The 13,286-nt window shown below is 59.8% G+C and carries 10 protein-coding genes and 3 pseudogenes; 9 read left to right on the top strand and 4 right to left on the bottom strand.

Features of this window, described 5'->3' with window-relative positions; genetic code table 11:
• Nucleotides 1–77 precede the first annotated feature (77 nt).
• Together FHW92_RS12410 and FHW92_RS12405 are read right to left on the bottom strand one after the other, a co-directional pair.
• A pseudogene (locus tag FHW92_RS12410) lies at nucleotides 78–869 on the bottom strand (type IV secretion system DNA-binding domain-containing protein); the annotation flags it as partial.
• Complete coding sequence (locus FHW92_RS12405) at nucleotides 866–1,165, bottom strand: CopG family transcriptional regulator (RefSeq protein ID WP_168603524.1); 300 nt, start codon at nucleotides 1,163–1,165, stop codon at nucleotides 866–868. The pseudogene FHW92_RS12410 and the gene FHW92_RS12405, both read right to left, overlap by 4 nt.
• A 607-nt stretch (nucleotides 1,166–1,772) precedes the next feature.
• Here FHW92_RS12405 and FHW92_RS12400 point away from each other — a divergent pair.
• On the top strand, nucleotides 1,773–2,690 hold the full coding sequence (locus FHW92_RS12400) for a HEPN domain-containing protein (protein ID WP_168603523.1): 918 nt from the start codon (nucleotides 1,773–1,775) through the stop codon (nucleotides 2,688–2,690).
• Nucleotides 2,691–3,081: 391 nt separating this feature from the next.
• Here FHW92_RS12400 and FHW92_RS12395 read toward each other — a convergent pair whose 3' ends face one another.
• Nucleotides 3,082–3,411, bottom strand: a complete 330-nt coding sequence (locus FHW92_RS12395; RefSeq protein ID WP_168603522.1) for a single-stranded DNA-binding protein — start codon at nucleotides 3,409–3,411, stop codon at nucleotides 3,082–3,084.
• 485 nt (nucleotides 3,412–3,896) lie between these two features.
• On the opposite strand from FHW92_RS12395, the gene FHW92_RS12390 reads away from it, so the two are divergent.
• From FHW92_RS12390 to FHW92_RS12355, 8 genes and pseudogenes are all read left to right on the top strand, one after another.
• Complete coding sequence (locus FHW92_RS12390) at nucleotides 3,897–4,325, top strand: IS110 family transposase (RefSeq protein WP_168603521.1); 429 nt, start codon at nucleotides 3,897–3,899, stop codon at nucleotides 4,323–4,325.
• Between the two features lie 561 nt (nucleotides 4,326–4,886).
• Nucleotides 4,887–6,035: a surface lipoprotein assembly modifier gene (locus FHW92_RS12385; protein WP_246870082.1), complete on the top strand. Its 1,149-nt coding sequence runs from the start codon at nucleotides 4,887–4,889 to the stop codon at nucleotides 6,033–6,035.
• 33 nt (nucleotides 6,036–6,068) lie between these two features.
• The gene (locus FHW92_RS12380; RefSeq protein ID WP_168603520.1) at nucleotides 6,069–7,052 is read left to right on the top strand and encodes a transferrin-binding protein-like solute binding protein; all 984 of its coding nucleotides are present in this window, start codon (nucleotides 6,069–6,071) and stop codon (nucleotides 7,050–7,052) included.
• 165 nt (nucleotides 7,053–7,217) lie between these two features.
• Nucleotides 7,218–7,406 carry a hypothetical protein gene (locus FHW92_RS12375; protein WP_168603519.1) on the top strand — a complete coding sequence of 63 codons (189 nt, stop codon included), beginning with the start codon at nucleotides 7,218–7,220 and terminating at the stop codon, nucleotides 7,404–7,406.
• Between the two features lie 31 nt (nucleotides 7,407–7,437).
• A pseudogene (locus FHW92_RS12370) lies at nucleotides 7,438–8,811 on the top strand (IS1182 family transposase).
• A gap of 1,045 nt (nucleotides 8,812–9,856) precedes the next feature.
• Nucleotides 9,857–10,765 (top strand): transferrin-binding protein-like solute binding protein, encoded by a 909-nt coding sequence (locus tag FHW92_RS12365; protein ID WP_168603518.1) that lies wholly within the window; start codon nucleotides 9,857–9,859, stop codon nucleotides 10,763–10,765.
• A gap of 16 nt (nucleotides 10,766–10,781) precedes the next feature.
• Nucleotides 10,782–12,095: a porin family protein gene (locus FHW92_RS12360; protein WP_349237681.1), complete on the top strand. Its 1,314-nt coding sequence runs from the start codon at nucleotides 10,782–10,784 to the stop codon at nucleotides 12,093–12,095.
• A 1-nt stretch (nucleotide 12,096) separates the two neighbouring features.
• Nucleotides 12,097–12,966 (top strand): 2OG-Fe(II) oxygenase, encoded by an 870-nt coding sequence (locus FHW92_RS12355; protein ID WP_168603516.1) that lies wholly within the window; start codon nucleotides 12,097–12,099, stop codon nucleotides 12,964–12,966.
• Nucleotides 12,967–13,074: 108 nt separating this feature from the next.
• Here the strand turns inward: FHW92_RS12355 and FHW92_RS12350 are convergent.
• A pseudogene (locus FHW92_RS12350) lies at nucleotides 13,075–13,251 on the bottom strand (IS3 family transposase); the annotation flags it as partial.
• Nucleotides 13,252–13,286: the final 35 nt, after the last annotated feature.

The following is a 13,286-nucleotide window of genomic DNA, read 5'->3' as shown; positions in this document are numbered from 1 at the left end:
CCCCCCATGATCCGATGACCAAACAGGCGGCATAACAAAAACCAGGTGAGCTTAACTTAGCCGCAAACCTGTCCAGGAAGGCGGGACCACCTCAATTCCTGCGGCACATCGACCCATGGCGACCAGTGCGCACTGCGCGCGTCTAGCGGATTGAGCAAAGTATCGATGCCGGGCCGGTAGAACTTTTCGACGAAAGTGCCTGCCGTATCATAGACGATGGCGCGCTTGCCCTCGTCCCTGATCCCGGCGAGCATCTTGACGATGATGTTGGTCTTGCCCGTTCCCGGCGCGCCGCAGATCAGCAGATGCTCGGTCTCGAAATCGGAAGGAACCGGCACACCACCGATCCGGAGAGGCCCCTTCTTTTCCCGGCGCAACGCGCGCCTGATCTGCCGGATGGTCCCGAAATGGGCACCGCGCAGGTATTCGTTGGAGCCAAGTCCCTTACCCGTCCGGGTAAAATAGAACCAGGCATAGGCCAGCGCACACAGAGTAAAGAGACCGGCGATTAGAGCGCCATGCAGCAGGTAGATCTCGAAATTATGCAGCGTGTATTTGGCGAGCTGTGAGGCGATCAGCCAGTCGGCCGAGGTGGGGTAGGTGGTACCATCAGGCGTATGGAACAGGACCGGATCGTTAGTCCCAGCCGCCGCATCGACCTTGATCGCGGCCTCGGCCAGTTTGACCAGCACGTAGCGTTCATAGTCGGTGGATTTCTCCAGCGCATACCAGATTGTGCCCATCACCCAGAGCGCGAAGCCCGCCAGCAAAGTCTGATAAAACACCTGCGTGGTCATCCGCAAATTGTGGACGATGGCCTGCCCGCCCCGGGTCCATGAGCCGACCGTATCGTTGCGAAAGATGCTCATGACCCGCTCCTTTCCGGAAGCAGCCCCCGTTCTGCCAAAAGCGCCCTCGCCTCGGCCATGCCGGCTTCCAGCGCTTTGGGTGATTGCTGGCCCACGAAGGTGGCAAGAATCGTCAGCATCTGGATCGAGGCCGAGAGGATCTCGTCATTGGAGGAATAGACATAGCGGTTCTGGGGATCCGCCGCCTGCGCCAAAACATTACGACAAAAGGTAGCCAGCGGCAGCGCTGCCCCATGGGCGCGACGTCCAAGACGAGCGTAAAGATCTTCGTCGAGACGAACAGTCAGTTTTGTCATCCAGAAACTCCGTTGAACAGAGCTTCTGCCTGAGGTCGTAAGCAACGCGATTATAAGTGAAACCTGTACGGACTTCAATGCTGCAATGGGGCACTTAAGTCCATTTGGCTCGATGCATCACACCACGCCTTGTGCCGCATGATGGGAGTCATGGCACCCAGAACAAGCCGGATATTTATCAATAATTTATCATGGATAGAGTTGGGCTTGGGTGCCATGACTCCCGGATTGTCAGAATTTCGGGAGCCGTGACAGTCCGGCATAAAAATATGATATATAATGGAAAAATCCTCGCAGCACCCGTGCGTACGGTGCATTACACTTACGCCCCCTTCGGGCGTGCGTCCGGCCTTCCGCATGAGCCTGCGAATGCGCCCGCATTTTCATCTCGGGCGGTGGCCAAATCGCAGGTTTTATGGGATGATTCGTGGATGGCGCAATCGATCACTGCGGGCGGCGGTAGCGGCAGCAAAGCCGGTAACAAAGCGTCGCGAGGAAAAACCCGTGTGCGCCCAAAATTTGACGGGCTACGGCAATCTGGCAGGCTTCTCCCGCCATTGGTCAATTCAGTTGCGCGAGCCATGCAAGATGCTGTTAGGATGAGGTGATGAAGACCGATCTCGATCATCTGCCGGCCCACAAGCAGCGCGAACTCGAGCGCGTGGTGCAACTGCTGTTCGAGGAATTCGGGGCCGCGCATAGTGAAGCCGAGAGCAGCAAACGGCGCGGCAAGATCGTCAAGGTGATCCTTTACGGCAGCCATGCGCGTGGCGGCTGGGTCGATGAACCCCATACCGCCAAGGGCTATGTTTCCGATTTCGACCTGCTGGTGATTGTCAGCGGCAAGGAACTGGCCGACCGCGCTGCCCATTGGGTCCGGGCCGATGAAAGGCTGATCGAGGAGAAGCTGGCCGGGAGGCTGCGCACGCCGGTCAATTTCATTGTCCATTCGCTGCAGGAAGTGAATGACGGGCTGGCTCATGGCCGGTTCTTCTTCATGGACATCGCGCGGGACGGGATTGCCCTCTATCAGTGCGATGATCGCGACCTGCGTGAGCCCCTGCCCAAGACTCCGCAGGCCAATCTCGATATGGCGCAGGAGTATTTTGAGGACTGGTTTCCGAGCGCATACAGTTTCATGCGCGGATTCCGGCATGCTGTGAATGATGGTGATTTTAAAAAGGCTGCATTCGATCTGCACCAGACGACTGAGCGACTTTACAACTGCGTCTTGTTGGTCGGTACCTTCTATACCCCGCACAACCACAACATCGCCTTCCTGCGTACGCAAGCCGAACGGATTGACCTGCGACTGGTCGATGCATGGCCTCGGGAAACGCGTAAGGACCGCGCCCTGTTCGAGAAGCTGAAAGACGCTTACGTCAAAGCGCGCTACTCCAAACATTACAAGATCGACGCCGAGGAACTGGTGTGGCTGGGCGAACGGGTCGAGGAACTCGGACGCATTGTCCATACCATCTGCACCGAGCGTCTGGCCGCGCTGGAAGCCGCTGTGAAGGGGTGATGGTCTTTTGCTATCACCCCTGCAACCGGACAAATTTCGCGCCCTGCGCCGCTCTACGGGGCGTTACAAAGACCTCCAAATGCCACCCCGCGCTTGTCGCCGTGCCTATGCCGGCCTCCTTGCAGTCAGGGCTCGCCCAACCCCTCGGTAGGCTTGTTCAGAACCCCCGCCGGAGCGATTCCACCTCCCGAACACTCAGCCCAAGCCGGAAGGCAATGGCTTCGAGGCTGAAGCCATCGGTGGCGCAGAGCACATTGGCCACGCTGCGCCATCGTCAGGCAATCCAGCGCGGCAATCAGACGCATGTTGGAGATGCCCTTATTGTTGGGCCTGTCATCCATGACCCTGCCTCCGGGAAAGGAGGGCGGCCTTGCGAGCCGCCCGTTTAGGGTCAGATGAACTCAATCTCGTCAGCGACGATCTCGGTGTTGTAATAGGTGCGTCCGTCCTTCTCATTGCGGGAGTAGCGGATCTCGCCCGTGACGATGAGCTTGTCGCCCTTCTTCTTGTGGTTGGCGATCGATTTGCCGAGACCGTTGAAAGCCTTGATGGTGTGAAACTGGTCATAGGTTTCGGTGTAGCCATCCTCGCCTTTGACGACCTGGCCGTCCTTGATGACGGGCCTGCTGGTGACGAGGGTGAAACTGACGCCGCCCTTGCTGTCCGTGCCGAAGCGGCTGATTTCCGTAGTGATGCGGCCGGAAAGAAAAACCTTGTTCATGTGCTGTCTCCAGATCTTCCCGGTGAACCATTCCCGCCGGGATGACCTGAAGCGCAGCCTGCGATTGAGGGTGCGACGCACCGGAGGCGCAGCCGCAGGGGAACCTCCATTTTTCGAGTGGTGCGGGCGCCGGTCGAAGGCCGGTAACACGGTCGGACAAATGGGGGTTGCGGCGCTCCCGCGCGGGCGTAGTGGTCATTCCTCAACCGGCGGGATGGGTTACCGGGGAGGTCTGGAGATTGCTCAGTAAGAATTTCGTTTGCCAGCCTAATGCATGAAGATGGGGACCCGATAGCGATTCAACCGAAGCGTGCGCAATTCTGTGACATACACGTTGACGATACTGGCCGCGATGGGCAAGTTTCGAAGGCGCCGCAACGCGAAGCTGATGGGTTGGACGCCCCCCGGCGGCATTGATGTGCCAAAGTGGAGGTGTTGAACACCACTTGAAGGTGGCGTCCGTATCAAAGGTTACCACAATCGGGTTGGATATCGCCAAGAGTTCGTTTCATGCGCACGGCGCCGACGAACGTGGCGGGGCAGTCTTCAGTCGCAAACTGAGCCGCAGCAAGTTGCTCGAGTTCTTCGCTAGGCAGCGTGCGTATCTTGTCGCAATGGAGGCGTGCAGTGGCGCGCATCCTTGGGCGACAGAAGTGGCCCAACTTGGGCATGAGGTGCAGCTTATCCCGCCGATTTACGTCAAGCCATTGGTGGAATTTGTGGTAGGATTTGATGCTGGCGCAGGCGCCATCCGAAAAATGCCGCCCGGCCACAGATCCTGTTGCCGCTGTGCTGCGGTTGCCGCCGCCACACCGGGCACGCAGGTCAAGCAATCAAGGCATCGAAACTGGCCTTACATTCAGGTTCGCCGCAGCGCTGCCGAAAGGCACGGCTTCGAACAATTCGGCCGGTAGGCGCCGCAACTGGCAGCGTCCGGTTGTGCCGATACCTGCCAATCGTAGATCCGCTTAAGCCCATTCTCTCAGGGCGAGCCTTGAGGGCGGTCCCGTCAGTTGGCTTCATAGCGCAGATCGACCTGAGTAGTATGGAAATTTGCGGCGCATTGAGGTTCGCGTCGCGCTCCGCTATGGGGTGGAGCAAGGTTTTGTCCCGTTTGTTGGCGACATGCACTGCGATCCATGCACGCGCCTTCCGGGTTACGGCGCGTTCGATCTTGCTGCGCTAGAAAACACTAATAATCGCGCAATTTGGGTTGACAGCCTGTTGCGTCGACTTCAGGCAGCACAGCAATGTCTTGCAGCACCCTGAAATATATTTCGGCGATATTCGCTATTTTTAGCTCCTTTGCTGCAACAATGAATTTTGCCTGTGCGGCGCAGGACAACATGCAAGGCAAGGCGCTGCCTCAATCAGCGGAACAAGCGCAGCAAATGACGGTGGGGCAGCTATTCCAGTTTGCGGACGGGTTGAGCCGGTCGGGGCGATTTGCTGATGCGGAAAAGGCCTATCGACTGTTGGCGCAGCATCCCGAGCCTGAATTGCGGCGTGAGGCCCGGTTCCGGTTGGCCATGATGATGGCCTATTACCAAAAGCGCTATGGTGAAGCGGCGCTGGAACTGCGGCTGATACTGGATGAAAAGCCCGATGCAGCAGGCGTGCGGCTGGAACTGGCGCGGATTGAGGCGATGAACGGCCAGATCAGCGCGGCCACCCGCGATCTGCGCGCCGCTCAGGCGGGCCGTTTGCCAGTGGATGTGGAACGGATGGTCCGCTTTTACGAACAGGTTCTTTCTGCACAGCGACCCTATGGCGGATCGCTGGAGATCAGTTTGGCCCCTGACAGCAATGTGAACCGCGCGACATCGGTGGGGACATTGGGCACGGTTTTGGGCGATTTCATATTGGATGATCGGGCCAAGGCGCATTCAGGTCTGGGCCTTGGCTTGCGTGGACAGGCCTACGCGCGCCAGGCGTTGACAGGCGGCTTGTTCATGGTGGAGCGCGTATCGGCCAGCGCCGACCTCTATCGCCAGATCGCCTATCAGGATGTCGTGCTAGCCCCCGCCGCAGGACCGGAGCTGGTCAAGGGACGGCACAGGGTCACGCTCTCGGCGGGGCCCTTATGGCGCTGGCATGGCGGGCAGTTGTACACGAGCGGCGGGCTGGCCAGCGTGGCTTGGAGCCTGCCCTTGACGCCGCGCACACAGGGGCGTCTGGAACTGGCGGCGACCGGATCGACCAACCATTTTAATGGACAGGAAAACGGACACGCATTCACCCTGTCCGTCAGCCTCGACCACGCTTTTTCCACCAGAAACGGTGGCACTCTGCGCGCCTACGCCAATCGCGTGGAGGCGCAAGATCCAGCTTTCGCCAATCGCAGCGCGGGAGCTTCGGTTGGCCTGTGGTCCGATGTCGGCCATACAACCTTGGTAGCTACGGCGGGCGGAGGCTTTCTACAGGCCGATGCGCGCTTTGCCCTGTTCCCCGAACGCCGCCGTGATGTCAGCGCCAGTGCCGGTCTTGCCGCCAGTTTCCGCAGCCTGCGCTGGCATGGCCTGGTGCCGCTGCTGCGCGCGCGTTACGAACGCAACTGGTCCAGTGTGGGCCTGTGGGATTACAGCCGTTTTTCAGGAGAGGTCGGGGTCGGCTCAGTGCTTTGAGTTGGGGCCTGTCCATGTGGAGACAGAAATAGCATGCGACATTCATTTGTTACCCGCGCCTTGGTGCTGTCGCCTTTGATGGCCTTGGCTGCTTGCGGCGGCGATGGAGCCGGTGTACAGAGCGCCTCGTCCAACCCTGCGCCCGCCTATACCAAGTTCAACGACCTGTCGGGCGCGCAGACTATGGCAGCTTCGGGTCTTCTATATAATACCCGCACGATCAACGGCGTTTTTACTTTGACCGTGGAAGCCGCCGATCCGGCCATTGCCACTGCCAATTATAATGCCACCACCGGTTCGGTTTCGTTGACCGGCCCGCAGGGTCGCGCCTCCAGCTTTACCTCGGCCGATATCATCAGCCAGACCAGCAGCGCCACGGCCTATCAAAAGGGCGTGGGCACCATTGCCAATGCTCCCACCATTCCGGCAGAGCGCCTGACCGTTAGCACCCCCAATGTGGGCGGGGTCGATCTGAGCTATACACGCATCGGCTCCTGGGGGATCTGGAACGCCAGCTACAATAACTATCAGACCAGCACCGGCATTTTTGGCGTCAACACGCTGGCCAGCGACATGCCGCGCACCGGCTCGGCCAATTATACCACCACCGTGGTTGGCAGCGCCTATCAGAACAGCGGGTCTTTCCCCACGTTCCGTATCGATAGCGCCACATCTACCGCCAACTTCACCGCAAATTTCGGTACCAATAGCGTCAGCACCGCCCTCAACCTTTCCGCCTTTCCGCAAACAGGCGTCAGCAATGGGGCGGCAACCTATTCCACGGTGGCCACGCCCCTGTTGAGCATGACCGGTTCCGGCACGATCAGCAGCTCGGGATCGACTTTCAGCGGGGTAATGACCTCCACCACCGCCAATTCCAATCTGGCAGGCCAATTTGCCGGTGGCTTCTTTGGCCCGCAAGCCGCCGAGATGGGCTATTTCTTTGGGGCCAGCGGCACCTTGCCCAGCGGTTATCCCGGTTTTGTGCTGGGCACGGTAACCGGCCGCAAGCCCTGACCCTGCCAAACAGGGGGCGCCAAGGTGGTGGCGCGTTCCCCTGGGTTGCAGATCACGGGGAGACCGGGTCTTGTCTTCATAAAAACGAGCCCCGGTCTCTCCACCAAAAGTCGGCCACTAAGCCCGCCAAGCAGCCTGTCGAGGCGGCAGCGAAGGACATTTGCCGTGCCAAGCGGCGACATTTCCCAGCCGAAGAAGATGAGGATCATGCTCAAAGGCAAGCTCCGTGAGAAGACCGATCTGAGAAAGCGACCGGTTTCGGGGCAATCTGACCGTCAACGCGGCGCACCGGAACGGCGTAGATTGGTCGAAAGTGCTGAAAAACTCAGCCTTGCAGTCATCGCGCAGTCCTGATTCACTGGGCCTGTCCTTGGGAGACAGGCTGATGATGGGTGCTCGAACGGTGATGCAGGAGGCGCTGTTCTACAGCTTCAGCCTGGAGGACCATGTGCCGCAAAGCCACCTTTTGCGGGCCGCTGACCGCTTTGTGGACCTGAGCGGCATCCGCGAGAAGCTGCGGCCCTTCTATAGCGAGACGGGCCGCCCTCGATCGATCCCGAGCTCATGATCGGGATGCTGCTCATTGGTTATTGCCTGGGCATCCGGTCGGAGCGGTGCCTCTGCGAGGAAGTGCATCTTAACCTGGCTTATCGATGGTTCTGTCGTCTCGGTCTTGACGGAGCGGTGCCCGATCATTCGACCTTCTCCAAGAACCGCCACGGCCGGTTCCGTGACAGCGATCTGTTGCGGGACCTGTTCGAGATGACGGTCACGCGCTGCATCGAGGAGGGATTGGTCGGTGGCGAGGGCTTTGCCGTCGACGCCGGCCCGATCAAGGCCGACGCGAACCGCCAGCAAGGTATGCCCGGCGAGGAAGGCCTGCCCCCGGACATCGTCAACCATGCTGCCCGGGAGTATCTGGAGGTGCTCGATGCGGCAGCGTTCGGCGCAGCATCGCCCGTCACGCCCAAATATCTGTCGCCTGCCGATCCTGCAGCCCGCTGGACAGGCGCCCATGGCGGGCAAGCCTTCTTCGCTTAGAGCACCAATTATCTCATCGATTTGGAAAACGCCGTGATTGTTGATGTCGAAGTCACCACGGCCATTCGCCCTGCCGAGGTGACCGCGCAGCGAACGATGATCGACCGAACACCGGAACGTTTTGGCATCTGGCCCCAGCGTCTGGCCGCCGATACCGGTTATGGCGATGCCGCCAATATCGCCTGGCTTGTCCATGAGCGCGGCATCGAACCGCACATCCCTGTTTTCGATCAGGCGAGGCGCCGGACCGGAAGTTTCCAACGCGACGAATTCCGCTACGATCACCAACATGATCTCTATGCATGTCCCGGCAGCAAAGAGCTGTTCCCGCGCCGCAGGAACTTTGCGGCGCTGCGGGGCGACGTCGATCAGGACGGGTTTATCCGCTATCGCGCCAGCAAACATGACTGCGATGCCTGCGCTCTTAAGCCGCAATGCTGCCCCGGACAGCCTAACCGCATAGTGATCCGGTCAATCCACGAGGGTACACGGGATCTGGCAAGAGATCTGGCCAAAACCGACGCCTATGTCACATCCCGACGCGAGCGAAAAAGGTCGAGATGCTGTTTGCCCACCTCAAGCGTATCCTTAAGCTCGACCGGCCGCGCCTGCGAGGTCCAAACCGCGCAAGAGACGAGTTCCTCCTCGCCGCCACCGCTCAAACCTCCGCAAAATGGCTAAGCTAATCCCGATGTCAGCCACCCCAGCGCCCGCATGACCGGGATAAGCCATTCCAGACCGTGCCTAAGCTGACACTACCCTCGATCTCAGCAGCGGGAACACTATCGGTCGGCTGCTGCCGATGCTGGATCGCGGGCGTTGGCGCCGCTTAAGGCAACATTGAGCGCCCTTGGTTCCGGCGCATGACGCTGCCGGTCGTTCACCATTGCCGGACAGCACTTGAGCGCCGGAGCCTTCGACACCCCTGCCGGTCGGCGGCGAGATTGGGACCGGCCGGTTTGGCTGATAGCCGCCCTTCGCGGAATGCAAAGGTCTTCTCTTCTATTTATGGGCTTGAGGGCACTCCGGTTCGTTAGTTTTGCAAGCCTCGAAAACGAATAGTCATCGCTCCTATGTCTTGGGGTAAAACACAACGTCTCCTGGTTTTTTGATTTCGTCAGCTACCGATTCTGGCATTGACCGTGATGCCATGCTCGCGGGAGAACACTTTTTCACGGCCTGCTCAATAACCCCTTGAAACACGAGGCAACACCTGCTCAATTTAAGTCTAAGTGGGGTAAATTCCTGAAAGGTGGGCAATGAAGGCGTATAAATTGGGCGTGGCGCCACTTCTGGCGCTGCAGCTTGCCGCGTGCGGTGGAGGCGATGGTGGTGTCAACTCGACGCCTACTCCCGCGCCGACACCTGCTCCCGCGCCGACGCCTACTCCCGCGCCGACGCCTGCTCCCGCGCCGACGCCTGCTCCCACGCCGACGCCTGCTCCCACGCCGACGCCTGCTCCCGCGCCGACACCTACTCCCGCGCCGACACCTGCTCCCGCGCCGACACCTGCTCCCGCGCCGACACCTGCTCCCGCGCCGACGCCTACTCCCGCGCCGACGCCTACTCCCGCGCCGACGCCTACTCCCGCGCCGACGCCTGCTCCCGCGCCGACGCCTGCTCCCGCGCCGACGCCTGCTCCCGCGCCGACGCCTGCTCCCGCGCCGACGCCTGCTCCCGCGCCCGTTTCGGTGCCCGCCGTCATTACGCCGAGCTCGCCTGTCACACTCTCACCGGGCCAAGCCAGTTTCACTTTGTCGGCCATGGCGAACAATGGCATTTATCCGGATGGCACCACTTTGCAGGCGGCGCTGACAGCTCCGCAACCATCAGGCACGGTGAATTACCTGCAGACGTTCGCGGCGGGCATGAGCGAAAGCGTTAGTCCTACGACTGGACTGTCGATGACTGGCGGATCGAGCCCTCAAGGGCTGACCTACGATCCGAACACAGGAACTTACGCCTACACGCCGATATTTGGTCTAGGATCATTCTTTTACCATTATTTGCCCCAGTCGAGCACGGTTCCCATCGCTGCGGGCTCACTATATGCGGACGGCAATTTCACTGCCTATGCAACGAAGGATGCGAGCACATCCGATACCAATGTCCTCCTCCTGTTTAAGCAAGGTGCGTCCAATAGTACAATCAACCTCACGTACGCGAATTTCGGCATTTTCAGCCATGTGTACAGCGGCCCGTTGTCGGCAGCTGACCGCAGCCACGCGGAATTTTTCGTATTTGGTGTCCCGACCTCACAGGCAAATGTGCCCGCCACGGGGTCGGCGACATACACTGGGATCAATTACGGCGCTTATCATGATGCCCTGGGCAATTATCTGACCAAGGGGGCGACCACATTTGCGGCGAATTTTGCCAATGCCACTGTCTCCACAACCTTGACCTTTACCGGCGTGAACACTCAATCGGGCGGGCCCTCCCTGTCCACCACCATCTATTCAGGTACCGGAAGCATTGCTATGTTCGGGGGCATCTCGTCTTATGGGTGGCAGCAGTTCCACGGCACACTCACTGGAGCGGCAAGTGGAACCTTTGTTGGCAGTTTCTATGGACCATCGGCAAATGAATTCGGCTTTTCTTATGCCATAGGTCCCAGCACTGGCAACAGTACACAGGGATTTGGGGTGGCATTAGGGAAAAAAGGACCCTGAGAGCGAATATTGCCATATGGCCTCGTACTGGAAGATTGCGACCGGCTTGACCGCGGCGGTGGGAACTTATGGCGCCGTGATCGCCCAAACGCCCAGTCATTTTACTGCATCCCAGCTTTTCGCCATGGCGGAAAGGGCGCTTGCCGCGCGTGACGCAGACACTGCATCAACCATATATGCTGCTCTTGAACATGACCCCAACCCCAGCCTTCGCAATGAGGCTAGTTTCCGCCACGCCAACCTATTGAAAAAACAAGGTCGACTCACTGAAGCCGCGCTCCTGTTGCGCACTATTCTCGATAGCGAGCCCAATGCCCAGCCCGCTCGCTTGGAACTAGCAGACGTTCTCGCTCAGATGGGCGACCTCACAGCCGCCCGCCGCGAGCTGCGTCAGGCGCAAGCCGGCGGCCTCCCGCCGCAGGTTGCGCAGGTGGTCAAGCAATATGCCGCCGCGCTGCGCTCTCGCAAACCTTGGGGCGGGTCTTTTGAACTGGCGCTGGCCCCCGACAGCAATATCAACCGAGCCACCAGCGCCACCACGCTCGATACGGTGATCGCTCCGCTCAACCTGTCGCAGGATGCGCGCCAGCAATCTGGTCTGGGGGTCAAGGAATCGAGCCAGATCTATGGCCGCCTCGATCTTGGCAAGAGCTTTACCCTCGTCCCGCGTGTGTCGAGTCAGGCGACGCTCTATCAATCCAGCCAGTTCAACGACATTTCCGCTTCGGCTCAGCTTGGATTGGAATATCGCCACAGGGCAGATCGCATCACGCCCTCGGCGGGGTACACATGGCGCTGGTATGGTGGAAACATCTATGCCCGCACGCAAAGCCTCAGTCTCGATTGGCTGCACCCCGCTGGAAAGCGCGCGCAGATTGACACGACCATCAGCCTCAACCGCGTGCGCTATGCCACCAACAGCCTCCAGGATGGCATGATCTACACCGCCGCCGTCAGTTATGAACGCGCGCTGTCCGCACGGTCGGGCGCCAGTGTGACGCTTTCCGCCAACCGTCAGACGGCGCGCGATCCCGGCTATGCCACGGCCTCGGGCGCGGTCGGGGGCGTCTACTGGCACGACTTTGGCAAGACAACACTGTTTGCCACAGCCAGCGGCAGCCGTTTGGGCGCCGATGCGCGCCTGTTCCTTTTCCCGGAACGGCGCACGGACTGGTATTTGCGCGGGGGCATCGGGGCGGTGTGGCGCAAGGTGGAAGTGGCGGGCTTCTCTCCGGTGGTACGGGTTGCTTATGAGCGCAATTGGTCCACGGTGGGAATTTACGACTTTCGCCGCGTGACCACCGATGTCGGCATCACACGGAGTTTTTGAGATGACATCACAAATGGCGGGCCCGTCAGTCGCGACGCAGAATGCCGCCATAGATTCCCACGGGTCCGAATGGCGCGATTGGGTGTTCACCAATGTCCGCGCCGGATGCGATCATGCCGATATGGCGCAGCGGATGGTTGCGGCGGGCTGGACAGCGAACGCGGCTGCTGAGGCCATCGCGTTTGCCTCGAAACCCCATGAGCATCCCGTCGCGCTATCCGTTCGTCCCGAATTGCCTTTGATCGGGGTTTCCCAGATTGAGGGGCAGAGCGTGGCCGTGACGATGCGACTTGCTGCTCCGGCCATAGCAGTCTGCGAAAATGTGTTGTCCGCCGAGGAATGTGAGCAACTCATTGCTTATGCCGAATTGCGCGGTTTACTGCCATCTACGGTTGTCGATGAGACGGACGGCAGCGCTGTTCCCCATCCCGAAAGGTCGAGCACAGGGGTGATGCTGGTGCGCGCAGAAACCGATCTCGTGACAAAGATTGAAAGACGTCTGGCCACTTTGACATCATGGCCGATTGACCATGGCGAAGGGCTGCAAATTCTCCGCTACGCGCCCGGACAGGAATATCGTCCTCATTTCGACGCCTTCCCAGAGGGCAGGGCGGGGGATGTGCACCGCGCCAACGGTGGTCAGCGGGTGAACACAATCCTTGTCTATTTGCGCTCGCCTGAATGTGGCGGCGGTACCGTTTTCCCGAATCTGGGGCTGACATTGCGCCCGCAACGTGGTGCCGCAATTATGTTTCACAATGTTGATGCCAGCGGAAACAGAGCCAACGAGACCCTGCATGGCGGGGAGATTGTGCAGGCAGGTGAGAAGATTGTTTTGACCTATTGGCAGCGAGAGGAGGCATATGGTTAGCTTTTGTGGAATGGGATAGCGAACCCGTGACCGGTGTCCGCCGTCGAAACATTTGGCGCAAAGTCGGCGGCGCGGCAGCGGAGAGCGGGCCTCGTTTGAGGCTGGCTTTTAGGCGGCGAGCTTGCGGTGCCGCAAGCGGCGATGTTCGATGGTCTGCTTCTTGATGGCGGCACGCTATGCATTGATCTGCTGATCGCGGCCGAAGTAGGCGTCGGCGGGCGTCACATTGCCGAGGCTCTCGTGATAGCGCTGGTGATCATATTGCGCGATGAATGCCTTGATCTGACATATGGTCCCGCCTTCCCGGACAGGTTTGCGGC

The sequence above is a fragment of the Novosphingobium sp. SG707 genome (assembly GCF_012275515.1).
Taxonomy (GTDB): domain Bacteria; phylum Pseudomonadota; class Alphaproteobacteria; order Sphingomonadales; family Sphingomonadaceae; genus Novosphingobium.
The sequence above is the reverse complement of the archived record's forward strand: the minus strand, read 5'-3'. Positions and strand labels throughout refer to the sequence as shown.

Excerpts from the sequence above, each read along its gene's own strand:
- FHW92_RS12405 (WP_168603524.1), bottom strand. The coding sequence starts at position 1,165 with ATGACAAAACTGACTGTTCGTCTCGACGAAGATCTTTACGCTCGTCTT.
- FHW92_RS12400 (WP_168603523.1), top strand. The coding sequence starts at position 1,773 with ATGAAGACCGATCTCGATCATCTGCCGGCCCACAAGCAGCGCGAACTC.
- FHW92_RS12395 (WP_168603522.1), bottom strand. The coding sequence starts at position 3,411 with ATGAACAAGGTTTTTCTTTCCGGCCGCATCACTACGGAAATCAGCCGC.
- FHW92_RS12380 (WP_168603520.1), top strand. The coding sequence starts at position 6,069 with ATGCGACATTCATTTGTTACCCGCGCCTTGGTGCTGTCGCCTTTGATG.
- FHW92_RS12365 (WP_168603518.1), top strand. The coding sequence starts at position 9,857 with ATGGCGAACAATGGCATTTATCCGGATGGCACCACTTTGCAGGCGGCG.
- FHW92_RS12360 (WP_349237681.1), top strand. The coding sequence starts at position 10,782 with ATGGCCTCGTACTGGAAGATTGCGACCGGCTTGACCGCGGCGGTGGGA.
- FHW92_RS12355 (WP_168603516.1), top strand. The coding sequence starts at position 12,097 with ATGACATCACAAATGGCGGGCCCGTCAGTCGCGACGCAGAATGCCGCC.